We start from the raw sequence: 24,137 nt of genomic DNA, 5'->3' as shown, positions 1-24,137 counted from the left end.
AGCACGAGTTAGGGGTTGGGAACAACCATCCGCTTTATGGTGGGGCCGCCGGGACTTGAACCCGGGATCACCAGCGCTCTGTCGCTCTCTACCTCGGGGTACGCCCCCAGGCTGGCATCCTACCAAGCTAGACTACGGCCCCCTAAGGGTGTGCCTCGCTAGGGGGGTTATAAACTATATCCGTACCATCACGGGTTTTTTACTCGCAACTTTAACGCCCGTCTCAGGTAGACGCTGTAGAAGTCGAGCTCCGCTAAAGCCTCCACGTACGTCCTCCTCTCCCACACTCTTCTATACTCGTCACTCAACGCGTAGAGGAGCTTACCCTCTCTGAGCACTCGGAGCTTGAGGAGGGGGTCCGCCCGATCCAGCGCCACTACGTCCACCTTCTCTGGTGGCTCGAGGAGGGCCTTAGCGATTTCAAGGGAAAGCCCGATCTCGTCGGTTAGTGTTACCTCCCTACCGAAGAGTACGGCGATATCGTAGTCGCTATCCACCCTGGCTGCTCCCCGGGCCCTACTGCCGAAGAGGTAGGCGATCAGCACGCCGTGTTTCCTAAAAACCTGCTGCAACCGGTCTGCTTCTCTGCTTTCAATACCACTGTGCGGGTCTAAGCCTCTGTCTTCGCTCAATCTGAGGAGGACTTCGATACTCCTTACGACCGCGGGCAGTAAACCTTCGATTAGTGCGCCTAAATCCTCAAGCGAGATCCTCCTATAAGCGTGCGCCAGCGAGTTCCTGGCTTTCGCCACCGTAGCGATTGTTTCCTTAAGCTCAGAGGTTGCGAGCCCTGCCTCGACGAGTACTCCGCCGAGCTCCGAGTAGCTCGCAGGCTTCCTTAATCCAAGATCAGAGACCAGCATAGCTACCGCGTCCAGGAAGTTTTGGAGAGCAGCGTACAGCTCCCATTTAAGCGCCGAAAGCTCGACTTCGCTCTTGGGGGGGTATAGCCCTCGTGCTTTCTCAATGCACCTCAGGGCTTCGGCGAGCACGGCTTTGATCTCCATCGACGCTAAGGTTGATCCGTCTCTAATAAAGGTAGCAAGTCGAGGAGGCTCTTGAGCCCACGCTCTCCGCTCCGGTCCACTACGTACGCGCGGATCCCGAGTGACCGTGGTACTCTACAGTCGGCCTCATCGTCATCGCCGACGTGGAGTAGCTCGCCCGGCTCGATCTTCAACTCGTCGAGCACCTTAAGGTAGAACTCGGGGGGTTTGCCCGGAAGCGCGTAGTCGGAGACGCTGGAGAACACGCGGGAGACGTGCTCCCGCAGCTCGGGGACTCGCTCGAAGACGATGTTGACGAACTCCCGGGAAGCGCTGGTGCAGACGACGATCCTGAACCTCCCGCTCGCCCACCTCAGCAGTTCGAGCGCGTCGCTGTAAGGTTTGACGAGTTGGGCTGCTTCCTGCAGAGCGTGGAGGAGCAGGTTGCTGTCAAGCCCGAACCTCTCGAACCAGTACCTAGGCTTGTACCAGCGGAGATCCTTGGGGCCTACCTCGTCGTACTGCTCCAGCACTCTCCTCTTCGCCTCGCTGAGCGGTAACCCCCACCTCTCCGCGTACAACCTCGGCACGAGCTCCAGCCAGAAGTAGTCCACGTAATCCCTCGATACCAGCGTACCGTCTAGGTCAAGCGATACAACCTTAACCCTCATCCCATCTCCACGGAGCGGTGGCGTTAAAAGAGCAGCGTTTGAGGGTTCAAGGATCAGGTGTGACGTCTACGAGCACGGTCGATCGCCTTGAGAGGGTGGGGATCGAGCAGGTGGGGGAGCCGGCGCCGGGCTGGTTCAAGCCCACGCTCGACCCTAGCCTCTACAAGCCGATAAAACCCAACCGCACGCTCGAGGTATGGTCCGGCGTTGAGGGCGACCTTTACGCTGCTAGAGTCCCCGACTGGCTTCCACCACCCCAGGCCAACTACGCCGTGTCAAGGGTGTTGATGGAAGAGCTGCTAACCGGATTGAAGAGGCACCGCAGGGTGCTCGTGGTCCCCGACGCTGAAGTATCCTCCGGCGTATTCCTCTCGAACGAGCGCTTGAGGAGGATTGCCCAGGAGGCAGGAGTTAGCGAGCACGCTGACTTTCAGCCTCTCTCAACGCCGCCGGCCATCATCGCTGGAATCGTGGATGCGCTGCTGGAGGCGGGAACGGAGGAGATCCACATACTCATCGATTCCCCCTGGCTCGACCCGCTCAGGGTTGCGTGGGAGGCCGGGTACGTTGAGGCTCTGTCGAGGCCCGAGTACGCGGGTCGGGTGTTCTTCGTGAACCCCTACGCCGGCAAACCTGAGCTGGAGCACCTTCCGATCAAGTGGGCGGAGGGCTTCGACACAGGCTTCTACAACCACGTGACCGTGCCCAAGGCGCTGCTCAAGGAGAAGTACGATGTGATCGTAATCGCAGCACCGGCGAAAACGCACGCGGTGAACCTCTACTCCCTCCTCATGCGGCTCTTCGGCCGCTTGTGGAGGGCTCCGAAGCTGAGGTGGCACCTCCTTGGTTTCCCACTGAGGCTCTTCGATAGCGACTACCTTTCGAAAGCCTTCGGCATCGAGGTTCCCGAGGGGAGGGGGTTCGAAGTGATACAGGTTGGCGAGCGGGCGATCATCTCTAACGGTTTCTCCTCTTCCGCCCCGCTCCCCGTCTGCGTTGAAGGTGGCGAAATGCAAGCCGCCTGCGACCCCTACACTGGGCCCAGCAACCTGCTCCCCCTCCAGCTGAGCATGGGGTACTCGACGATCAGGTACCTGAGCTCCTACGCGACGGTGGTCGACGAGCTGGTCCAGAGCGGTACGAGACTGGTCGGCTTGGTCTCCGCGATCGTGGGGATGGAGGGTGAAGGCCCACTCATATACGGGGAGAGGAGGTTCGAGTACTTCGCCGTAGCCGGTGAGAGCCCGCTGGCCACAGAGGCTCTAGCGCTCGACGCGATGTTCGGGTACGGAGGGAGGGGGTTCGAGGGGGCCGTGCTCCGCTTAAACAGGAGGTTCTGCGAGGAGTACGTCTTAAGCGAGGAGCTTGAGGAGGAGATCGCCTTTGAAGCGGCGGACCCTTGGACGCTGAAGCTGGCCGAGGAGCTTGTGAGGGAGGAGAGGGACCCGAGCCGCTACACGCTCACCCTACTCGACTTCTCTGGGAATGGAGAAGTGAGTTCACCTTGGGCCCTTCGGCGTGGCCCGCCCTTCAAGTTACCGAAGCTAGCGTACATCCCCCCGAAAACCTTGATGAAAGCCGTGGTGAGCGAAGCGAGGTTCTACAAGCGCGCGCTTTACCCGGTGGAGAAGGGGATCACGGTTCCGCTGCCCGAGCTCATCGGTGCTTAGCTGCACCGCGCCCTGGCAGGCTTCGCGAGTCCCCAATAACAGCTGCATCGGTGCGCACCGGGCTGCTCCATGGCTTTCCGCCTGCACCCGGGCTTGCGGCCCAACCGTCGATGCGAACAGCGGCGATCGATAGCTTCTGCGGGCCCGCTCGAGGCTTCTGGCTCTAGCAATCTTCGAACAGAACGAAGAGGAACCTCGTTCACCGGCCCCTTGCGACGCTGTTGAACCGCTTTCCTCTCGAAGCTCTCCCAATCCACCTCACGCGCAGAGCTGTAGAGGAACACATTCAAGCTGTTCAGAAGCGGTGCTTCAGCCTAACCAAGTTGCTCATTGATTGCTCCCCGTCGAAGCTTTCGGGACCATCGATGCCCCGGTCGGAGTCTGGACTGTATATCTGGAACGGCCATAGATAAGCTGGAAGCGCGACAATCTGTAATCAATAGAGTGCGAGGCGCGATGGAACGGTTACTAGGATCGATGAACGAAAATGGTTTATCACCGTCCGCTAAAGGGGTACTGTGTACAAGTTCCGCGCTGTCGCGTACCATGCGCCACCGGCTGCTGGAGACCTCGATGGCTACGTTTCGCGGCTGAGGTTGAGCGAGGTGGAGGCTTTCGTCAGGGAGCTTTCGAAGAGGAGGGAGGTATGGACGGTACGTGTCGTGTCTACGCCCTTGGAGGATGCGGTACGAGCCTTGGGCGTGAGCGCTGAGAAGTACGTGGAGGAGTTCTACGAGGCTGCCAGAAGGGTTTCCGGCTACGTTGCGTTCCCTCTCACGAAGCCCCGTGCGGAGCTGATCGTCGACCTCGCGGCGAGCTTCGACCGAGCCTACTTCTCCGTGCCCTACGCCGAGGATTGGGAGGGCGAGATCATCAGCGTGCTCAGGCAGCTGCCGGAGAAAGCGGGGTGGGTATCGGCTTCCCGCTTCGCCGTCTCGTTCGGGGAGCGGCCGGTGACAGCCTACTTCCCTGTGACGACCAGCGAAGGGGAGGGCTTGACGCTCAGCCTACTTTACCCCAGCCACGCCGCCAGACTGCTCGACGAGGGCTTGACGCTCGCGGACGCGATGAGAGAGACCGCTCTCGAAGCCTACCGGTTGGCGTACGAGGCTCTCGACTCCTCGGGCTCCAAGCTGGCCCTCCACGGCATCGATCTATCGCTCTCCCCCTGGGACACGGACAGCGTGGCCCTGCTTCTCGAGAAGCTGCTCGACGCACCGCTCTTCACCCCCGGCACCTTCCAGCTCCTCCACGCTGTGAACGAGGCGCTCACCATCCTAGCCTCCTCCCTCCACGCGCCGGGCTTCAACGAGGTTATGCTCCCCCTAGCCGAGGACGCGAGGCTGAAGGAGCTCTCCGCGGTCGGGCACTTAAGGTTCCGAGACCTCCTCGCCGTTACACCCGCGTGCGTTGCGGGGCTGGACATGGTCCCAATCCCCTCGAGCACGGAGGACCGCGTACTGAAGTGGGTGATGAGGGATCTCAGGGCAGCACAGAAGCTGAAAAAGAGGCCGTTGGGCATGCGCCTCCTCCTCGTCGACGCTGAGCCAGGCGAGGAGGTGGATCTAGGCATGTTCGGTAAAACACCCGTGCTCGACCCCCTCTCGTAGCGGTCTACGCGTGGAAATGCTGGATTCATGCATCCGCCGATGATGCTCCTCCACCGGTCAACAACACGCCTTTGACCGGAGAGCCCGCTTTGCACTCAATTGCACTTTCAAGCGCAGAAACCTTAAGCGTGCACGCGCGATCAACGGTTTAAATCCGCAGTAATCGTTTTCTTTCTCTCAGCTAGTAGAGCTTTGATATCCTCTATCAGTTTGCGAGTCTTCTCCATCTCTGTTTCCAGCTGTTCGACGTCTATTAAGCCCTCGTAGAAGGTTTCCCCGTGGAGAACCTTGTACCTAGCCATATACCTGTCAAGGACCCCCAGCTTCTCAACCCGCTCATCCTTCTGCTCAATCTCCCTCAGCATTCTCCTTCTCTCAAAGTGGCTTGATGGGATCCTCTCCATGAACGAGAGAATAAGCGCGTCCACCGCCTGCACAACCGCGTTCCAGGCTTTCTCAGCGGAATCCCTTATGCCCAGAGGGTCTCTCTTGGCCACAGCTTCAGCGAATTCACTACACGCTCTCTCGTAAAAGTCCTCAGCCATCTTGATCAACAGCTCCGCGTTTAACTCCGTGGCGCCAGCCTTTGAGCTAGTCGCCACACTACCTCGCGCTGGTAAAAGTATGACCGTTATTTACGTGTTAACCTAAAGTCGGTTAGCTGTGAACAGGCAGCGATCTGGATTGATGAGAAGATGTATCGGATCCCAGAAGTACTGAAAGGAAGCCATCTGCGAAAGAGCCACGACGAATCCCGCAAAACTTCTCCTGGAAATGGAGACGTCGACCTCCATCGGCTCGAAGCTGAGGCCCTAACATTAATAACAGTGGACAAATAAGTGTAGAGTTTAAACTATAGCTTCGAAACAATTCCAGCTTTATGGAATTGTTTTTATCCAGCTGACTCTTTTAAAGTCCTCATCGAACGTGGCAATCGAGGATACGCCTAACCTCTCTGCCACTGCCAGGTGGAGCGCGTCAGCAGGTAGAAGACCAAAAGCCTCCATGTAGTGCAAGCTCTTCAACCAATCGCTGTAGAGGATCGCCTCGACTCTCAGCCCTTTCGCAGCGAGGTACTCAACGTAATGAGAGAACTCATCCACAATCCTAAAGCATTCGGCTCTCACCTTCTCGTCTCTCGCCAGCTTCTCCCTTATCCTCCAAATGTCCTTGGAGTTTAGAAGGGAGCTTGCCGCGGCTATGAGAAGCTTGAAAGAGACTTCCTCCAGCACCAGCGGTGTTGTGTAAGCTAGTACTTCGCTTTTCTCAACCGCTTCCAACAACCTTTGCGCTACATCGGCGCCCTCCTCGTTGAGGAGAAGCTTCAGGAAGATTGAGGAGTCGATGAAAACCTTCACGATTTAAACACCATGTAGGCTTCCTCGAGCTCTCTGAGCGTTAGATTGCTCTTAACCAGACCCCTCATCCTTGAGGTTACGGATTCTCCCCCCGTAGAGGCGATGAAAGCCTTCATGGCCCTCCGGAGAGCTTCGCTTCTCGTCAACCCCAGCTCTCTCGCTCTTCGCGTAAACTCGGTTAGCAACTCCTCTTCAACCTTCACGTATAAACCACGTTTCCTCATATGCGTCTCCTACTATACGTATATACGCTTGTATATATACCTTAGGCACACTGGAGACCTCATGGATTCTATCGCTCTTTCGAGCATGCTTTCTCACAATCGTAACATTTTCTAAATTTTGTTTAACTAATGCATTAATTAAGATAGTTGAACCAAAAAGAGGGTACTCCTCGAACCCTCCCCAACCTTTCTTCCGAAGTCCAAAACGTTTGCCTCCCCGCTATCAAGGCTGCAGCTCCTTGAAGACTTTCTCCACCCATTCCTCGAGCTCTGGCTTAGGCATCGGGTAAGCGAAGACGGTAATCCCCCTAGCGCCGTTCTCGAGCGCCAGCTCGAAACCCATCTTCAGCTCCTCGTAGCTGTCCATGAAGTCCACCTTAATCCCGGCCGAGATGGGTAAGCCTCTCGACGCGCACTCCCTGACAGCTTCACCGATCCACTCCACTCCTTCCCCATAATACTTGTGGTAGATCATCGGGTGGTAGTAGTCAAGGCCCCAACTCGGCCAATCTTGCCGCACGTAGCTGAAAGCGATCCTCGGCGTGGGGAAGACGGCTGCGCTCACCTCCATGCTCGGGTAAGCCCGCTTCACCTTGCCCAGCACGTACCGCACAGTCTCGGTGACCTGACGGGCCCTCCACTTCGTCCAATCCTCGTACAACTCGCTCTCAAACGGTATATCCCTCGGGTCGACCCCCCTTTCCCGCAGGTACTTGCTCCTGCAGGACTCGCAGTAGCAGTAATCGAACTCCGGTTTCACCACGTCTTCGAGGGGGACTCCCTGGTACCTGGATCTGAGGGCTTTGGGCAGGAGAGCGTCGGGGTACCTGATATAGTCGAAGTGGAGCCCGTCGACCTCGTACCTCTCAGCCACTTCGAGGAACAGATCAGCCAGGTTCTCCCTCACTTCCTCACGGCTGGGGCACAGCCACTTGTAGTGCGGCACGTAAGGCGGCCTATCGACGCACGAAACCCCCAACTTGTTGACCACGTAGAGGTTTCTACGGCTCTCCTCGAACTCCGGGTTAGGGTAGCAGAGGCTGACGATCCAAGCGTGAACCCCCAACCCCCTCCTCCTAGCCTCTCCGATAAACCTCCCGACCAGATCGCGACCCCTGAATCGAGGAGGTTGAGCGCGAACACTACTCGGGTACAAGGGCCCTCCAACTGTAGCCACGAGGGGGAGAACCTCTTCAAAACCGAGCCTGGCGATCTTGTCTACCGCCTTCTCCGGCTCCGAGTGTAGAGCCTCCGTGCTCACCCAGCAGGCCCTCCTGAAGCCGTTCATCAAGCTGAAGCCCATTCCAGGCTCTATTTGCTGGTAATGCTTAAGGGGGCTCAACCGAAGGTAGCTTGTGCGCGTGCTCTACGTTGGGGATTCCGGCCTCGTCTTCGGGCCGCTGATTTTCGAGAGCCCCTTCCTCATCGAAGTTAAGGACGCCTATGTGAGGGAGTGGGGGTCCTACCTGATCGAAGCCGTGAGGAGGGAGGATCCGAGCATCGAGTTCGACTACCTTCGCACGGTTGACGCCTACAGGCTCTTTCCGCGCGACTATGAGGGCTTGAGGAGGTACGATGTCCTCATCCTCAGCGATGTGTCGAGCGAGGTTCTCGCCTTCTACCCCGAGTTCTTTCCAATCGAGCAGTTGAGGGAGGCGGAGCTTCTGGAGAAGGGGAAGTACGTCGGGATGCCGAACAGGCTGAAACTGATCAAGCGATTCGTGGAGGACGGCGGGGGACTGCTGATGTGCGGCGGCTGGTACTCCTTCTCCGGGCGCTTCGGGCAAGGAGGCTGGTACGGCACCCCCGTTGCCGACGTGCTGCCAGTCGAGCTGGAACCCGTCGACGACCGCGTTGAAGCACCCGATGGCGCTTTCGTCATGTACGCGAACCTTAACCACCCCGTAACGCGCGGGATCGCCTGGGAGACGTGCCCACCCTTCCTCGGCTACAACAGGCTGAAGCCGAAAAGAGGCGCCGAGGTGCTGGCAAGGGTGGGTGAAAACGGGGATCCCCTAATCGTTGCCTGGGAAAGGGGGTTGGGGAGGGTGATTGCCTTCGCGAGCGACCCTGTCTTACACTGGGGTATCAACTTCGTCAAGTGGGAGCAGTACGGGCGCTTCTGGACGCAAGCTCTCAAGTGGCTGGCCAAGCAGCTATAGCTCGTAATCGCTAGCACCGTCGATACTTGCTCTCAGCGTACGCTGAAGGCAGAACTCAACCCGCGATGCTACCCAGAGGATGAATGAGAAAACTAGAATTTTTTTGACCCTTGGAAATTTTTGAGAGGCAAAATGGGAAAGCGGTATCGTTGTAAAGTTTGTAGCTTCATTCTAGCATTTGTCTAGCCTATCGGAGCCGGCAGGAGGGATGGCGTAGCGTCGAAAACCTTTCTGCCACAAGGGCTCAGGCTGCAGCCTCCACGCTGGTAATTTGGTTGGAGCCTAGCTTGCCGTGGCGCGTCGCTTCCGCGCGTTGACGAGCGCTGCTACTAGACCCGCCGCCGCTAGCATCGCTGCTATCGCGGCTAGCGTTGGGAGGTTCAGCTGAGGTGCGAGCTCGGGATTCCCTACTTCTGATTGCGGCCCCCTCTCTACGACGTTAACAGTGGTTGCGCATGATGTTTGCCGACCGGCGGAGTCCTTCAAGAAGGCCTCGATAGTGGCGGTTCCCGGAAGGCGCACTCTCGTTCTAAAGACTTTCCTCACGGCGTCCCACGGGCCGCTGCTCCTATCCCAAGCAAAGTACCCCGTTTCCCGCTGCTCGCCTGCACGGATCTCGAAGCGAACGGCCTTGAGGGGGAGCGGGCTCTCGGCTTTGATGGCGACGAGGAAGTACTCTCCGGCGAGCACTTCTGATGGTTGAGAGAGCAGCTCTAGGGTGCAGAAGGGGGCTGGAAGCCTGAGGACGCTCTCCAGCTGGCAGGCGGTCAAGGGGCGCTCATCGATGTTTCCGGGGCCAACCATGTACGGGTCGTCCGCATATCCGTCACCGTCCCGATCCTCATCGGAGCCATCGCTCCAATAGTTGCCGCCTTTATCGCTAGTCCATCGGTTCTCGCCGCAGCCCGCGCTAGCCTGCGCCCTGTTGGCGATGAAGCAGTTGCCTTGGACGGTGTTGTGGGCGGAGCAGGCGAGCCAGAGGCCGAGCCCGTTCCGCAGGAGGGCGTTCTCGGCCACGAGGTTGCCTCTCGACTCGTAGAGGTAGATGCCGACGTCGCTGCCCTCCACCCAGTTTCCCCGGATCGTGTTGTTGTGAGAGGTGTGCAGCATGATGCCCCAGATGTTCCGCGAGAGCGTGCAGTTCTCCACGGTTGTGCCGCTCGACTCGTACAGTAGGACGCCGACGCTCGACCTCGAGATGCTGAGGTTGGCGACACGGACGCCCCGGGACCGCACCAGCACCACCTGCCCGGCTTCCCTCACTTCCCCGCCCTCCACCTCCTCGAGGTACACGAGGGGTCTCCCGTTCACGCTGTTGTTCGAGATCGTGTTGCGGAAGGAGGCTCTCACGTACACCCCGCAACCCCACAGCTCGTTCTCAACCACCTTCGCGCCACCGGAGTAGAGCAGCATTAAGCCCCACGAGCTATTGACGACAGTGTTGCGCGCCACCGTCACAGAGCTCGAGTTCATCACGTAGATCCCCCACACGCCTCCAACCACGCGGTTCTCCGCAACCTCGACGGAGTGGGAGAAGAGCAGGTTCACGCCCGTGACGGTGTCGACGAGCAGGTTTCCGATCACGCTGACACCCGTCGAGTTCACCACTGAAACACCCTCAGAGCACTTCAAAACCGTCACGTTGCGCACCTCCACGCCCTCCGCCCCCGCGACCATCACACCCAGCTGGAAGGCCTCAACAGTCAGGTTTAGCACTGTGACGCGCGACCCCCTAACGATGACTCCCCGCGTGTCACGCGCCCCATCACCCTTCAGCCTGTGGCCGTTACCGTTCAGGATGATGCCGCTCGCCTCAATCACGATTCCATCGCTACCCCACGCCTCAAGATCTTCGGTCAAGTAGTACACGCGATCCACACGCCTTACGGGCGCGCCGTGTGGGCTGATGCTCCCGTCGGGGAGAATGCGGATGAGCCACCTCTGCGAGGTCTGCGCTTGCGAGCGTTGCCCGTAACCGCAGATGAGGGCCAGCGCAACTACGGAGGCTACCAGCACGGTTAAACCGAGCCTGAGCACCGAGTTGACTACCCTTGATCACTTAAGAACCTCTCGGGCAGCCCCCTCAACGGCTTTAACGACGCGCTCCAGCCTAGCCTCATCCTCAGTTAGCAGCTCGTAGTGAGGCAGCCAAGCTACAGAGGCGCAAGCCTCCTCCGCGTTCCTCAGGTAAAGCCCATCGTACAGCCCGCTCGGCAGCCCCCAGTACGGGTCCCTGAGGGCCGGCTGCTTGTAGAGGGGTTCCACGTAGCCCTCAGACAGGTTCACCCCTCTCCTCCTCGCGGCCTCCACGAACTTCAGCTTCAGCTCCACGCCCCTCCTCGCGGCCTCGGGAACCTTGATGTAGGTGAAGTAGAAGTTCCAGTCAACGTGCTTCGGCGGCTCGAGGACCTCGATCCCATCGACTCTCTCCAAACCCTCCGCTACGATCCTCCAGTTCCTCCTGAGGGTCTCCAGCATCCGATCCAGCCTCTTCAGCTGGCCCAGCAGGACGGCGGCCTGGAACTCGGTCATCCGGAAGTTCCACCCCATCCTGGGGTGCTCGTACCACTTGCCCCCCGCCCTCCTGCCCACGTGGTGGAGCGACCAGATCAGCTCGTGCAAATCGTCCCGGTTGGTGAGCACGATGCCGCCCTCGCCGGCCGCCATTAGCTTACTCAACTGGAAGCTGAACGCCCCCGCGTCTCCGATCGCGCCAACCTTCCTGCCCCTGTAGGCTGAGCCGTGCGCTTGAGCAGCATCCTCAACCACAGCTGCCCCGTGCTCGCGTGCGATCTTCAGGATCTCGTCCATCTCGGCCGGTATACCAGCGAAGTGGACGGGGACGATCAGCCTCACGTCCTTATGCCTCTCCACAACCCTCTCAAGGTCGCCAGGGTCCATGTTGAGCGTCACTGGGTCAACGTCAACGAAGACGGGGACGGCCCTCCAGATCACAGCGGCCGAAGCAGTAGCGATGAACGTGTAGGCGGGTACGGCCACCTTATCGCCGGGCCTAACTCCGACCGCCAAGTAGGCGAGCATCAGTCCAGCCGTCCCGCTCGTAACCGCCACGCCGTGCTTCGCATCGTGGTAGCGCGCGAACTCCCGCTCAAACTCCTCGACTAGGGGCGACCTCGTCCCCCAGCGCCCCGACCTGTAAGCCAGGAGCAGGTACGCTTCATCCAGCGGATCAGGCCTAGGCCAGGCCATCGATGAATGAAAGCAGGGAGGGAATTAAGGTTATCCGTGCTAATACCTTAAACGATTTATGGGATCGTGGTTTTTAAGAAGTCTTCCATCAACGTCGTAGGCCAGAACCTACGTAAAACCTTGGCTCATCTTCTGACCGACCTACACGCCTGATGCACCTAAACGATGGGATCTGTAATGACTCGAAGAAAAGAATTATAGAATTTATTATCAATGTTAAAAATGTTTAGAAAGGTAAGAGCCACGCGGACTTAGAAATCATCAATATAACGACCGTTAACGCTAGGGCCAAACCTACTCCGCAGAAGAGTCCGGCGATTATCGCCCCTCTAACTCTCTCCCAATACGTTTTCCCTAATTTCTTTTCGAGTAGTCTCCCGACAATAGCGCCCATGAAGTAGTTGATGGCGTAGGGAGGCGTCAGAGCTGCGCCAGCGGCGAAGCCTATCGGTGAAAAGGGTAGCCCGAGGTACCGGGCGAGTAGCGAAACAATTAGCATTGCCACCGATGATGCAAGAATGAGCTCCGGCCTGAAAATCTCGATCGAACGGGAGACCCAAAGGGAGAAGTTGAGCGAAGCAATAGGCCACGAAATCACCGTCCAGGGGTAAACAGCCGATGGGATGGGCGCCATTGACCAGAAGAATTGGAGGAAGACGAAGCTGAGTGCTAACACCAGTGGAAGCGTCAACGCGTAAGCTTTGAAGTAGTCCATCGGCCTTACCTCGAGAAGCGTAGCCACCTTTATCCTATGCGTTATAATGCCGGCACCCGTCGTGATCTTAGCGGGTACAAGCCACGGTTCAACCTCCCCAGGCTTTGTGAAAGCGATTAGGAATGCTTCTCTGATATACGGGATTTGAACCCCCAAGCCTACTTCGCCGAAACTGCGGGCAAGCAGAATCCCCTGGATAAAGGGGAAAAGGGTCCATGAGAGTAGCCAGAACCACCAGAGGCTTGGGTAGAGCCAAGTTGCAACGGCTGTACCGACAAGCGCACCCGTAAAGATCATCGCTAGGATAAATCCCAGCGGTAAGTACCCTTTCCTCTTGGCAGCCTCTGTTAAGCGCAGCAAGCTGGAAAACGCTGTCTTGAAGTACTTCAGAGATACGATGAGCGAAAAGAGCCCAACCCCAACTGATAAGCCGATTAGCGGGCTAGCCCAGAGATTGAAGACCGAGCGCTGCCATAACCAGTCGATACGCGCGACAGGGGACCAATCCGCTTTCCAGCGGAGCAGCACTGGGTTCCCTGTAATATCGGCTAGGAGGAGGCCAAGCACATTGCCCACAACGTAGAACGCTATCGAACCTATGAAGATCCAGACGATGCTCTCCCACGGTATAAGCCACCCCACAGCGAATGTGGAAATATCGGTTGCAACCCCGATGAGGGCGCCAGGTAATACGCCGGCAAAGTATTCCGTCAAGTCCACCCACGGATACGGTATTAGCTGGATGCGCGTACCGATGAGCGCTTCCGATAACTGCGGGAAGCCGTAAATGGCGAACTCGTAAAGGAAGCCGATTACGGCAGCCGTGGCAAAGGGTATCATCCTATCAGGGGTTCTTTCAGTTAAAACTTCGATTGCTTGAGCGTCGATGGGCGCAACAGGGAAGGGTAGGTTCTCAACTTCTATGAAAAGCTGGATAAAGATGAAGGAAAGCCCGATATCTATCAGCAGGCTACCCGCTGTGCTGAGGAGCAATACGAGTATAGGGGTTAGCCACTCTCGGGCAAAGAAAGTGCGTAGTTGCACAGCCCAGCTATCGAGTGGGGGAGCGGCCCACGTAGGTATCTTATCGGCGATCCCGAAGAGTTTTGTGTAGGGGGCGTCGCGGAAGTAGAGGTTCATCAGTAACCCAACCCAGTAGAGGGCATCGAAAGCGACGATCTGTGACATGAAGTAGATGATATAAGCCTCTTGCTTCGTCACGAACCTCCCGGTGAACCTACCGACTTCAGTAAAGAGAAGGAGTGAGATGAAAACCGGGATGAACCTGGCTGGGTCAGGTAGACCGGTGAGGAAGCTCATATAGATCATTATAGGCGTTACAACGATGGCAGCGTAAGCGATTGAGAGGAGGGAAACCGTCGTTAAGCCCGGCTTGTACCCCTCACTCATAGATCTTCACCAACTCAACTCCTCTCTTGATGTAAGTTGCCCTTTCTTGCGGAGAAAGAAGCCTCCACGTCAGAAACTGCTCTCTCAGCTCACGCACAAACAAGTCGCATGATTTAAGCCACGTATCGTGGGGACCTGATTCGCGCTTGGCCGTTACCAGCGTCATGTACCTGGCCTCTGTTGCACTCTTCAACAGAGCCACATCAACGTCCTGGACTATGTTCTGCTCGAATGGCGCGAGCCAAACCTTGGCCCGAACGCCGACTCTCCCCGGCTCCGAGTACGGAGCGTAACTCAGCACCGCAAATGTCCCCATTCTCTCCCTCCTGTTCTCAAAATACTCACATAGGTAAATTGTGACGCCTACCACCATCTCCCTCTCCTTGAAGGTGAAGGGTAATGGTATCTCCCATACATCGCCGCGAGGCTTTGTGGGGATTTTCCACTTCCTTTCGAGGGACGGGGTAACGATCCTCGAAACTTTCAGGAATGGGTATAGAGAAGCTAGGAGGACCATTAGAATCGCGAGTGCTAAGCCGACGAGTACAGACGAGCTCGAGTAGTTCATTCCAATAATGCCGCCCGTGAGCGCCGCGAAATTCGTTGCTCTTGCCATCACCACTCCAGCTGCATAGCCTAGAGCAACACCAAGTATAGCGTACGTGAGTACCTCGGCGAGAAACATTCCACCCACTTGTGCCGGCGCAAGACCGAGAGCACTGTATGTTGTTGCCTCCCTTAACCTTTCGTGGATGCTCCCTAGCACAGTCGTCATGAGCACCATCCCGGAGATGAGTAAGGGCACCACCATGAAGCTGAAACCGAAGAACTCGTGGACAAACCTCCCGCTGATAATGTGAGTTCGCCCTCCATACGAGACATAGACGTCCAAGCCGCTAAATACGTTGTAAATCTCCATCGCCGTCGATACGAGCTCTTCCTCGCTCACCCTCCCTTTTGGCATGAGCAGCACAGAGTGCAGTAAGGCTCCTGGGAGGTTCTTCACTAGCTCAGCGTTAATTACGATGATATCGCTCCATGATAATCTGTAGCTCTCATCGATCCTCTGCATTGTTGCCACCGTTACGAGGTCGTAGGGCCTACCACCGTACGGCCGCTCTCCTACTCTATCCGTTACGTCGCGGGCGAGCATCTCTGCAAGAGAATCATCGAAGACACCAGCAACTATGAGCTCCTCTCCGGCAAAACGCACTGTATCACCCACATCAACACCGAGCGCGGAGGCGAGAGTTTTCGGCAGCAAACAGCTGCTTGCAACACGGCTGAATATCGTCTGGCTCAAGCCAAGCTCCTTGAGACTCGCGTTGAGCTCAGCAGGGGCTAATCCCATGACTGCTCTGAAGACCACCGACCTCCCTCCGCTGGACAGAGTGAAATAATCTTCAATTAGAGGCGGATAGAGCCAGTAACGCGGGGCTACAACATACCTTCCCTTCGCGAAGTCTTCGAGCACGTCTAACAACAAGGGATCAAGAGGTTCGTTTGAGGGAGACTTTACCACAATCCCGTCAAACGTGGCGTGCGTTTCGTAGGTCGAAGCGGTGATTCTAAGCACTGGAACAACAGAGGTGAGCGCGACTAGCGACATCACTACCAGGATTATCGTGGAAAGGGTAAGAGCTGTCCGAAGAGGCCTTCGCCTCATGTTTTCTATGCCCGTAGACATCGCTGTGACGAAGAGGTCGAAAGTTTCCCTCTCTAGCGCATGCACTCCCAACCTAATCCTCCTTACTTGCGAAAGGGATCTATTGAAGAGTATGATTAGGAAAAAGAGTGCTGGGATGGAGAGGGCGGCCATTATCACGCTTATGCTCAACGCGTAGGTGCTGTAAACTATGGTGAAACCTGGGTGCAGAAGGGCAAAAACAGAGAACATTACAGCTCCTAACGTGACGATGTAAGCTATGCGGACAATGCCTCCTCTCCCGAAGAAGAGCTTCTCCCCAAGTACTGCGAAGGGAACAATGAGTAGCATCACGATCAGCGTCGCAGAAGCAAAATCTAGGCTCATACCGCGAGTGCGCTCGTACAAGCGCAGTGCAGCGCTCCAGGCGGCCCAAGCGAACCCGAACTCCTTTTTCGCCGTATAGTTCTCCACCATCTTCAATAGCTCAACAGTAGTTGGGTCGCTAACCCCACCCGACACAGCCTTGCTGTAGCGATCCTTAGCAATCGCTAGCAGCTCTAGAGTATATACGTACGGAGTATTTGTGATAACTTCTGTGGAACCTGCCCTCCCTAGGCGGTAACCGTTCATAATGTCTTCAGTTGTAGAGTTGAGAAGCACTATTGCTCTTCTCTGATCCCCGCCTAGGCTAACGATAGCGCAGATCCGACTCTCTGGTGGGGCGTAGAGGATTACGAACCTATTCGAAAAGTCAATGGTGTAGTAATAGGAGTCCGGCGTCGCTAAGTTCGGGTAAAAAATGGAAACCGCCGAAGGGTAAGGTGAAGTGTAGCGCGTGAAGGGTATCGGGAATGAGGCTTTTCCATATAAGTTGAATGTAGCAAGAGGCCATGGTCTATCAGGTACTGAAACGAGTGGAGCTATGAGAGCCGCTGCTCTGAATACCACTGTTCTTAGGACGATCCCCATCGAGAGCTTTGGAGGGTAGGGAGAGAACCTCGCTAAGCCGTTCGGCCCCATGTCGGGTACGTAAGTTAGTCGACCTCCCTCTACTTTGTAGGCGTAAATCTCTATGTTCCCAATAAATATTTCTGGAGGTGCTAATCCGACTATCGTGGCCTTTCCATTTTCATCCGCCAGCTCGATTATTTTGGCGAAGGGTGGATCGTATTGAGTAACGGCGAGAGAGCCCATGACATTGTAGTACCAATCTCTCTTATGCACGACGACGAGGGAGTTGGGGACGGGTCTGTACAGCGTCGCAACGGTCGGATCGTACTCCACGACCTCGACGATTGCTACATGGTATCCGAAGCCACCATTTACCGGGTCGACCTCTATTCTCCTGGGCTTAATAGTGTCCCATGAACCTCTAAAGACAAGGGTAATATCGTTGAGTATCTTGTCAAGTACAAATGCGGCAAAGCGAACCTGGGGTTTGATGTTCTCCCAATTGATGTGGTCGTAGGTGTCGGCAGGTGTGAAGACTCTTGGCCTCTTGTCCTGAAACGTTAGGAAAGTTACTGCGGGAACCTTAGCGAGCTGGAAGGGTTCAGCATCTAGGTAGAAGGGTTGCGAGTACGATATCGCGTAACCCGGGTTAAAGCTGCGCAAGAGAACTATCCCGGTCGTGGCGTTGTAGTACATTGCGTCACTTGCGATAGCGCGATAATCGCTTGGGTACTTCTGGTAGAAATCTTTGATAATTTCCGCTAAGCTTGAACGGAAGTCGGTGTATAGGTTCATGGCGCCTTGCGTTCTATGACCGTAGAAGAAACCGCCAGGGTACACTACCAGCCGACTGTCACCGGATGATATGTCAAAATTCAGAACGATGTAGGGGTAAACCGAGCTTCCAATCAATTCGCTAAACATGATTTTCTCGACAAACCACCGTGCTCCTGCAAGCCCCTGCCAGTGGCCCGACAGAAATAGTAGCCAGACCGTGTACTTAGGTCGATACTCGCTCAGCAGGCGGGCCAGGTGAAGGAGGAGACCCACGTTCACAGCCTCCTCAGCCCCTGGTGCGAGGGCAGGTACGATCGATCCCGAGTCCACGTGAGCGGTGAGAATCACGATCTTCTCCGGCTCGCTTGAGCCAGCGATCTCAACCAAGATGTTATAGGCTGTTACTCTCTTCCACTCGTATCGCCCTTCGATTGTCGCGTAAAGGCCCTTCCTAGAAGCCTCTCTCACGAAGTCCGCATCGGCCCCCTCTCTCACGTAAACCCTAGGGATATCGAGAGGAGCTAGCGCTACTTTCCTCATTGCGGAGTCTCTGTCTACAGCGGGTCCCAGGAATATCAGCGCCCTAGCACCCCTAGCGATCGCAGCACCCCAATCGGCGTCGAACTCCAACACAGCAATCTTGCTCCGAAGATCTAATCCAGCCAGCTCAGGAGGAGTGCAATGACCAGCGTATACCAGCTGTCCCGACACGTTGGTCGCTGCTCCAAGTGCGACGAGGTTTGGGTACATATGGTAGGCCCTTATAACTGAAGCCCCCACTTTAATAGTAGCCCCGTAGTCGATTGGTACAGTCGCGTTAAACGCGAGAAAACGCGGTTTTAAGCCTGACGAAACAAGTGAAGAGTTTATGTAGGCTAAGGATGCATAATACCCAGGGTACCCCGTAAAACGGCTCCCCAGTAGAGACAAAGCTTCCACATGCTGCTTAACTTCAGTTAGATTCAGTATACTTGTGAGAGTACCTGGCTCGGCGTAAAGAGCAGAGGCCGTTAATAGCCAAAGCAAAATCTCAGCAGCGAACGTTGCTATGAGCAGCCTTCGCATCATATTTGGGCATCTAAATCACGAATATAAACTTATTTTTCTTTCGAATCTTCATAAAATGGTATTTTGAGAAAAATTTTTATATAACCCCGATACAATTAGTGATGTGAGCGAATCTAAGGGAGCCGAAGTTAAATACGCTAGAGGTCTTACGCCTCTAACGATCGCTTTGATCGTTGTGCTGGGCGTAGCGATGTTTTACGTTAACTACCTGATGTGGTGGCGCAGAGGGGTTACACTGGAACCCTTCTTTGGCGGTAGAATAGGTGCTCCGATATACCTACCATGGGGCTTTATATGGTTCCTAGCGATACTAATGGCGGGGCTTAAGAAACTCAGCGTGGCAGAAATTGTCGTGCTTGTCGGGGCTCTCTACGTAGTGATGGACAGCGGCTTCTTTTCCTTCTGGCTCGAACCATTGGTGGTTGCTTATCACGCACAAACTGAGCCGTCTCTAGCCCAGTTGCTAGAGTACATACCTAGCGCATGGGCACCCAAGAATCCCAGGCTTGTTGCCGGGATATTCAGCGGGGGCGCCAGCGTACCGGGTGGAGTCGTCGGCCCATTACTACTGCAGAGCGTGTTCATGTTCATATTCCTTCTCATGTGCATTTTCACGGCTCAAACGATGATCAGACCATTCGTTGAGGTAGAGAGACTAACGTTCCCCGCAGTTATGCCAGCGGTGCAAGTACTCAGGATGGGACAGGAGAGCACTTTAACCAGCTTTGGGAGGAGCAAGCTGTTCTACATCGGCTTTATCATAGGATTGATCATCGCGATTCAATCGACTTTGAACTACATCTGGCCGGTCTTCCCAGTGTTCTTCGCGTGGGGGCAAATCTACCTCTCCGGATGGGACGCCTTCCTGAAAGGCATTAACCCCAGCATAATGGAGTGGTGGATGTTTATCCCAGCCGACACGATAATGTTCTTCCTCGCTCCAATCGATGTAACAGCCAGCGTGGCCATATGGACCGGTTTCAAATCCCTCATATGGCCCTTCATAGCCGTCGGAGCCGGCTTGATATCACCGGGCGCTAGCCCCGACGCTGGTCCCATCAAGCCAGGAACATTCTCATCCCTCCATGTAACATTCGCTCTAGGCATCTGGTCTATTATTTTCGGCTGGAAGACATGGTCCGATTCGTTCAAGCGCCTTTACAAGAGAGCTGCAACGGAGCCTGGTAGGCTTGATGAACGATTGATATGGACCGGACTGCTGGGCAGCTACTTTGCCTACCTACTCTTCTTTGCGGCGCTCGGAGCACACGCAGGCTTCGTACTGCTATTCTTGATCCTCTTATACTTCGCCTTAATCGGCCACGCGAGAATCTGGGGTGAAACCGGGCAATGGCCCGCTGTCGCCGGTGTAGACTTGCCGCGTCAGTTAACGCTTACAGTTGCTTACGCCAGCGGGGTTCCAAACCCATGGCCCAGCACTACGTGGTGGGCCACTAAAGCAGCTACCCGCATAACCCACCACATTCCGCAGGCAACCTGGTTCCCATGGGCCGTTCTTTCCACCTACAAGCTAGCGAGAGACACGGGGACGAGCGAGAGGGATCTGTTTATCGGGCAGCTTCTAGCTGCTTTCCTGGCGAGCTTCATTGGCCTCTACCTTGGTTTAGCACTTCTCTACGCCTACGGCGCTGATACCGTGCTCACTAGGATCTGGTATGTCAAGGTGATGCCTGCGGGGATAACTAGAGTAAGAGAAGTGGGAGGTGTAATCAGCGCGGAGGGAGTACTCGATGCGACGGGTATAGGCCACTTCATCGCGGCTTTAGTGATCGTCGGGGGACTATGGTTCATGAGAGCGAAGTTCCCATGGTTCTTCTTCACTCCTGTTGCGCTCTTCTTCTACAGCGGAATGTGGTTCCTAAGCTCGTTCCCCGCGCTCATACTCAAGCTCCTAGTGCTAAAGGTCGGCGGTATGACCTTCTACGAAAAGTACGCTGTACCCTTTGCTATTGGTCTCCTCGTTGGAATCAGCTTCGGGGCCTTCCTCTTAGGGAGCATAGCGGCCTTCTATATACCGCCTGTTTAAAACATAAAATATTATTTTTTATCTTTTTAGTTAAAGTACCGTATACTAGTGAAGCTAGATTGAATAGGGTTTGAATGGTGTGATTCAAGTGACAAGTATTCAACCGTATTTGCTGAAAACATATGTCAGGGAGCTCGGTCGATAGCTTATGCAAGGGGTAGAGCTTTCTATGAGGGCATCTGTTGCACGCGTGACTCCGCGGTATGACGTGATTGTAGCTGGTGGCGGTGTAGCTGGAGTCTCTGCTGCTGTGGTAGCCAGCAGAATGGGGGTTAGGGTGTGTCTACTGGAAGCCTCGGGCACACTGGGCGGAACAGTTACGCAGGCTCTTGTTACCCCCTTCATGAAGTGGGTGAGTGGAGGTAAGCCCGTTGTCGCCGGTATTTTCCAGGAGTTCTTGGACAGGTTAGCGAAGCTGGGCGGTATAGATGTGAGGCAGCCCGCGATTTTCGAGCCTGAGCTGCTTAAGGTGGTAATGCTTGAGATGTGTAAAGAAGCAGGTGTAGACGTATGGTTTAACGCTACAGTTGTTGGAACCAAGGTTGAAGGCCATAGCCTCAAGGCCGTGTCTGTTTACACGAAAAGGGGATTGATTGAGGTTGAAGGATCAGTCTTTGTTGACGCAACGGGAGACGCTGATCTGGCGGAGTTAGCTGGTACTCCAATCTCGATGGGTAGGGAGGAGGATGGGCTTGTGCAACCCGTGACGGTGATGTTTAAAGTGGGTGGCATTAACTTCACGAGGGTTCCTCGAGTACCTTGAGCATCACCCCGATGAACTGGCTCCCTGGGTCAATGTCGAGCATCTTAGAAGAGCTATCGAAAGGGGAGAGCCATTCAGTTTCGCCGGTCTATACGGCTTGGTAAGGGAGGCTAGAGTTAAGGGTGAGTTCCCCGAGATACCGGGTATCGATTACATTGCACCTCTTGCGGCTTTCCCTGATAAGGGTTACGCAGTCTTCAACAATACCAGGGTCTGCGGGATCGACCCACTTGATTCGAAGCAGCTGGCAAGAGCTACCCTAGAAGCCTACCGCCAAGCACTCGAGATCGTTAGGTTCCTTAGGAAGTGTGTCCCAGGCTTTGAGCACTGCTACCTTGTGCAGCTTAGCTGTAGGATCGGTGTTAGAGAATCGAGGAGGATCGTCGGTGAACACGTGATCAAGTTGGAGGAACTTATCAACTGCGTTGAGTTCCCCGATAAAGTGGCTAGAGGATGCTACGCCATCGATGTGCACCCCTTAAGGCCAGGGGAAGAGGCAATCTTTATCCCAATACCTGAGGGCAAGAGCTATACGATACCCTACAGAGCGCTCATCCCCCTAAGAGTTGAGGGTCTTCTCGCTGCGGGTCGCTGTATCTCAGCGACGCACGAAGCACTGGGTGCGGTTAGAGTAATACCTACTGCGACAGCCACAGGTCAAGCAGCTGGAGTTGCAGCTGCTCTCTCAGTCATCGAAGGGGTAAAGCCCAGGGAACTAGACGTGTCTGAAATCCAGCAGATACTCCTTAAGCAAGGTGCCATTATCTGATTTTTCCAAGGTGGAATGAACAATACTAGGAGAAGGATTTAGGATGAATATAAATAAACATAAAGTTTTCCTTTAAAATTGTGATTTAGGCTTATTTATAATTTTAATCCAAGTGCATCTGCCTCCAAAAGTACTTATGATGGCCATTGACGCTTCACTATCGTTGAATTGCCGCTTAAGGAGGAAGGCTGGGACGAGGCATTGAAGTATATGCGCACTGGAGTGATGTCCATGGACTTCGTAGCTAAATAGGCGCTGAACGCGATCTGGAGAGGGCATAACGCGCGAGGGATCCAACTTGATGCTCAAAGCCCTGGCGATTGAGGGGGTCAGCTAATCTGAAGGACGAGAAGGGTCCACCTCGAGGCGGCCATTGAGATCGCCTCTCCGGGTGAATTACAGTGCGAGATGCGTTCTACATCGCCCTAGTAAAAGCGAAGGTCTTAGGCCCCCCACTTCGGACGCGTAGCGAGCAGCTTCGCATGTGAGCTCACAAGCACCGGGTTCGTTTCCCAACTCAGCTATACCAGTGAAAAATGGGCTTGCCTGAGATTCGATGCCCGCTTTGCTTCCCGCCGCAACTGGTCGGAGGAGCGCGCTGCCTTTCTACTCTAAACGACTACGGCTTTTATGTCGAGCAGCTTTGCGGCCATCTTTAGGGGCTCTACGATGTCGCCGTGGATCATCGAAGCATGGTGGATGAAACCTTCCTCAATCAGCGTTGTGTAAACCTTATCCAAGTCGGGGACCTCAACCCAAGCCCAGCTACCTCTAAACTCTCCCGGTTCTTCAACTATCCTCCCTCTCGTTACGAACAGCTTGAACTCGCCATCGTACTCGACGAGCCTGCTGATGGTCACTTCACCGGGCTTGGCGCGCCCGTCAACCGTCCCGTAGCAGCGCTCGGCGCCGAGGGCTCTGTGCATCACGCCGTGGAAGCTCAGCCTGCAACCTCCGCTGCAGAGGGATGGCGGCAGGTTCCCGCAGTGCCAGGCTAGGAACACGTTGTCCCTAGTCGGGTGCCTGATCGTCCAATCGATGAAGAAGGGCACCGTTTTGCCCAGCGATGCGGCGTACTGGAGGGCCATCGTCAGGACGCCGTAGACATCGACCTCGCATGCCATCATTACGCCCCTATCGGTCAGCCTACCCATCACGAGGCAGGGAGTTACGCCGAAGTAGCGCTCCAGCTCGGTCCAGCAGCGCACCCCCATGCCGACCAGCTTCCTCCTCTCCGCCAGCTCGCTCAACACGACCTCAAGCTTCGCCAGCTTTAGGAGGGCTTCTCGGGTGACTCCGCTGACGTCCAGCTGAGCCTCGATCTCCCCGACGGTCTTAGCAACCCTAGGGTCGCTGTCGCTCAGCCGCCTTGCCTCCTCCACGACCTCGATAAGGTCGAAGTGAACAACCCTCTGGCTGAACTTCGCCGCCATCACCGCCTCGTTAAACGTGACGGTCTCAAACCTCTCAGGCCTCGGGCCCACGGCTCCCACCTTAGCGCCGACGAAGGTCTTCACGGCGTTAACGGCCCTAACGAACGAGTCGAAGCTCCGCTTGAACTCGGGATCCTCGGGGTAGACGATACCGCCGAAGACGAACGGAATCTTCCTCCTGTAGAGGGCTGAGGCCAGCGAGAGAGTCCCGCAGAATGAGTCTGAGCGGCGGAAGCCCCCGGGCAGCGGGGGAGGCTCCTTCGTGGCGTAGATCATCACCGGCTTCCTCAGCAGCTCAGCAACCCTCGCTCCAGCAAGCTCGTCGCCGAAGGTGAGCGCCGCGATGACGATGCCGTCAACCCCTTCCCGCTTGAAGAGCTCCGCCACAGCCTCCGCGTCATCGTCGTCTGAAACCAGCCCCAGCTTCGTATCACCCTCGCCCGGGTAGACAAGCTCCACGATGTCGCCGAAGCTGGCTCTCACAGCCTCGATGAAGCGGTGCTTCAGCTCGCGAGCCCACTCCTCATCGAAGGGTACCCTGTGGAGAGGGACAAACCCCACCTTTACTTTCGTCACGCTGGGATCCTCCCCCTCCCGTACTAAAACGTTGTCTGGGGCTTCGTAAGCAATGAGTTGGGAGGGGGCTTCTCTCGCGTGGGTAACTC

17 protein-coding genes and 1 tRNA gene are annotated in these 24,137 nt (G+C 55.9%); 6 read left to right on the top strand and 12 right to left on the bottom strand.

All coding sequences use genetic code 11. The features are described from left to right. Nucleotides 1-37 precede the first annotated feature (37 nt). The 3 genes from QXF46_03595 to QXF46_03585 form a co-directional block, all read right to left on the bottom strand. A tRNA-Pro gene (locus tag QXF46_03595) sits at nucleotides 38-142 on the bottom strand. 46 nt (nucleotides 143-188) lie between these two features. Further along, entirely contained in the window at nucleotides 189-1,007 is an 819-nt protein-coding gene (locus QXF46_03590; protein ID MEM0225936.1) for a HepT-like ribonuclease domain-containing protein, read from the bottom strand. A gap of 5 nt (nucleotides 1,008-1,012) precedes the next feature. Beyond that, complete coding sequence (locus tag QXF46_03585) at nucleotides 1,013-1,657, bottom strand: HAD family hydrolase (protein ID MEM0225935.1); 645 nt, start codon at nucleotides 1,655-1,657, stop codon at nucleotides 1,013-1,015. A 17-nt stretch (nucleotides 1,658-1,674) separates the two neighbouring features. Between QXF46_03585 and QXF46_03580 the strand changes: the two genes are divergently transcribed. Beyond that, complete coding sequence (locus tag QXF46_03580; protein MEM0225934.1) at nucleotides 1,675-3,327, top strand: DUF362 domain-containing protein; 1,653 nt, start codon at nucleotides 1,675-1,677, stop codon at nucleotides 3,325-3,327. Between the two features lie 518 nt (nucleotides 3,328-3,845). Further along, on the top strand, nucleotides 3,846-4,937 hold the full coding sequence (locus tag QXF46_03575) for a DUF711 family protein (protein MEM0225933.1): 1,092 nt from the start codon (nucleotides 3,846-3,848) through the stop codon (nucleotides 4,935-4,937). Between the two features lie 140 nt (nucleotides 4,938-5,077). Here the strand turns inward: QXF46_03575 and QXF46_03570 are convergent, their stop codons facing one another. The 4 genes from QXF46_03570 to QXF46_03555 all read right to left on the bottom strand — a co-directional run bounded on the left by QXF46_03570 (nucleotide 5,078) and on the right by QXF46_03555 (nucleotide 7,822). After that, the gene (locus QXF46_03570; GenBank protein ID MEM0225932.1) at nucleotides 5,078-5,539 is read right to left on the bottom strand and encodes a PaREP1 family protein; all 462 of its coding nucleotides are present in this window, start codon (nucleotides 5,537-5,539) and stop codon (nucleotides 5,078-5,080) included. 276 nt (nucleotides 5,540-5,815) lie between these two features. Next, complete coding sequence (locus QXF46_03565; GenBank protein ID MEM0225931.1) at nucleotides 5,816-6,295, bottom strand: PIN domain-containing protein; 480 nt, start codon at nucleotides 6,293-6,295, stop codon at nucleotides 5,816-5,818. After that, the gene (locus tag QXF46_03560; protein MEM0225930.1) at nucleotides 6,292-6,519 is read right to left on the bottom strand and encodes a ribbon-helix-helix protein, CopG family; all 228 of its coding nucleotides are present in this window, start codon (nucleotides 6,517-6,519) and stop codon (nucleotides 6,292-6,294) included. Before QXF46_03560 ends, QXF46_03565 begins: the two co-directional genes overlap by 4 nt. Nucleotides 6,520-6,742: 223 nt before the next feature. Beyond that, a complete protein-coding gene (locus QXF46_03555; protein ID MEM0225929.1) occupies nucleotides 6,743-7,822 on the bottom strand; it encodes a family 10 glycosylhydrolase in 1,080 nt (359 codons plus the stop codon). Between the two features lie 52 nt (nucleotides 7,823-7,874). On the opposite strand from QXF46_03555, the gene QXF46_03550 reads away from it, so the two are divergent. Further along, nucleotides 7,875-8,681, top strand: a complete 807-nt coding sequence (locus QXF46_03550; GenBank protein MEM0225928.1) for a glutamine amidotransferase — start codon at nucleotides 7,875-7,877, stop codon at nucleotides 8,679-8,681. A gap of 282 nt (nucleotides 8,682-8,963) precedes the next feature. Here the strand turns inward: QXF46_03550 and QXF46_03545 are convergent, their stop codons facing one another. The 4 genes from QXF46_03545 to QXF46_03530 all read right to left on the bottom strand — a co-directional run bounded on the left by QXF46_03545 (nucleotide 8,964) and on the right by QXF46_03530 (nucleotide 18,457). After that, nucleotides 8,964-10,718: a NosD domain-containing protein gene (locus QXF46_03545; GenBank protein MEM0225927.1), complete on the bottom strand. Its 1,755-nt coding sequence runs from the start codon at nucleotides 10,716-10,718 to the stop codon at nucleotides 8,964-8,966. A gap of 18 nt (nucleotides 10,719-10,736) precedes the next feature. After that, on the bottom strand, nucleotides 10,737-11,891 hold the full coding sequence (locus tag QXF46_03540; protein ID MEM0225926.1) for a DegT/DnrJ/EryC1/StrS family aminotransferase: 1,155 nt from the start codon (nucleotides 11,889-11,891) through the stop codon (nucleotides 10,737-10,739). Between the two features lie 226 nt (nucleotides 11,892-12,117). Continuing rightward, complete coding sequence (locus QXF46_03535; GenBank protein MEM0225925.1) at nucleotides 12,118-14,016, bottom strand: hypothetical protein; 1,899 nt, start codon at nucleotides 14,014-14,016, stop codon at nucleotides 12,118-12,120. Continuing rightward, nucleotides 14,009-18,457 (bottom strand): FtsX-like permease family protein, encoded by a 4,449-nt coding sequence (locus tag QXF46_03530; protein MEM0225924.1) that lies wholly within the window; start codon nucleotides 18,455-18,457, stop codon nucleotides 14,009-14,011. Before QXF46_03530 ends, QXF46_03535 begins: the two co-directional genes overlap by 8 nt. 106 nt (nucleotides 18,458-18,563) lie before the next feature. Here QXF46_03530 and QXF46_03525 point away from each other — a divergent pair, with 106 nt between their 5' ends. The 3 genes from QXF46_03525 (at nucleotide 18,564) to QXF46_03515 (ending at nucleotide 22,039) form a co-directional block, all read left to right on the top strand. Further along, entirely contained in the window at nucleotides 18,564-20,507 is a 1,944-nt protein-coding gene (locus tag QXF46_03525) for a DUF6785 family protein (protein MEM0225923.1), read from the top strand. A gap of 148 nt (nucleotides 20,508-20,655) precedes the next feature. Further along, nucleotides 20,656-21,270, top strand: a complete 615-nt coding sequence (locus tag QXF46_03520; protein ID MEM0225922.1) for an FAD-dependent oxidoreductase — start codon at nucleotides 20,656-20,658, stop codon at nucleotides 21,268-21,270. After that, on the top strand, nucleotides 21,233-22,039 hold the full coding sequence (locus tag QXF46_03515; protein ID MEM0225921.1) for an FAD-dependent oxidoreductase: 807 nt from the start codon (nucleotides 21,233-21,235) through the stop codon (nucleotides 22,037-22,039). Before QXF46_03520 ends, QXF46_03515 begins: the two co-directional genes overlap by 38 nt. Before the next feature lie 611 nt (nucleotides 22,040-22,650). On the opposite strand, the gene QXF46_03510 is transcribed toward QXF46_03515, so the two are convergent. Next, nucleotides 22,651-24,048: an L-fucose/L-arabinose isomerase family protein gene (locus QXF46_03510; protein ID MEM0225920.1), complete on the bottom strand. Its 1,398-nt coding sequence runs from the start codon at nucleotides 24,046-24,048 to the stop codon at nucleotides 22,651-22,653. Nucleotides 24,049-24,137: the final 89 nt, after the last annotated feature.

Source organism: Thermofilaceae archaeon, assembly GCA_038731975.1.
In the GTDB taxonomy this organism is placed as follows: Archaea; Thermoproteota; Thermoprotei; order Thermofilales; family Thermofilaceae; genus JANXEW01.
This window is presented reverse-complemented; position numbering and strand designations above follow the sequence as displayed.

Coding starts and splice junctions, on each gene's coding strand:
- QXF46_03590 (MEM0225936.1), bottom strand. CDS start 1,007: ATGGAGATCAAAGCCGTGCTCGCCGAAGCCCTGAGGTGCATTGAGAAA.
- QXF46_03585 (MEM0225935.1), bottom strand. CDS start 1,657: ATGAGGGTTAAGGTTGTATCGCTTGACCTAGACGGTACGCTGGTATCG.
- QXF46_03560 (MEM0225930.1), bottom strand. CDS start 6,519: ATGAGGAAACGTGGTTTATACGTGAAGGTTGAAGAGGAGTTGCTAACC.
- QXF46_03555 (MEM0225929.1), bottom strand. CDS start 7,822: ATGGGCTTCAGCTTGATGAACGGCTTCAGGAGGGCCTGCTGGGTGAGC.
- QXF46_03540 (MEM0225926.1), bottom strand. CDS start 11,891: ATGGCCTGGCCTAGGCCTGATCCGCTGGATGAAGCGTACCTGCTCCTG.
- QXF46_03535 (MEM0225925.1), bottom strand. CDS start 14,016: ATGAGTGAGGGGTACAAGCCGGGCTTAACGACGGTTTCCCTCCTCTCA.
- QXF46_03530 (MEM0225924.1), bottom strand. CDS start 18,457: ATGCGAAGGCTGCTCATAGCAACGTTCGCTGCTGAGATTTTGCTTTGG.
- QXF46_03520 (MEM0225922.1), top strand. CDS start 20,656: ATGCAAGGGGTAGAGCTTTCTATGAGGGCATCTGTTGCACGCGTGACT.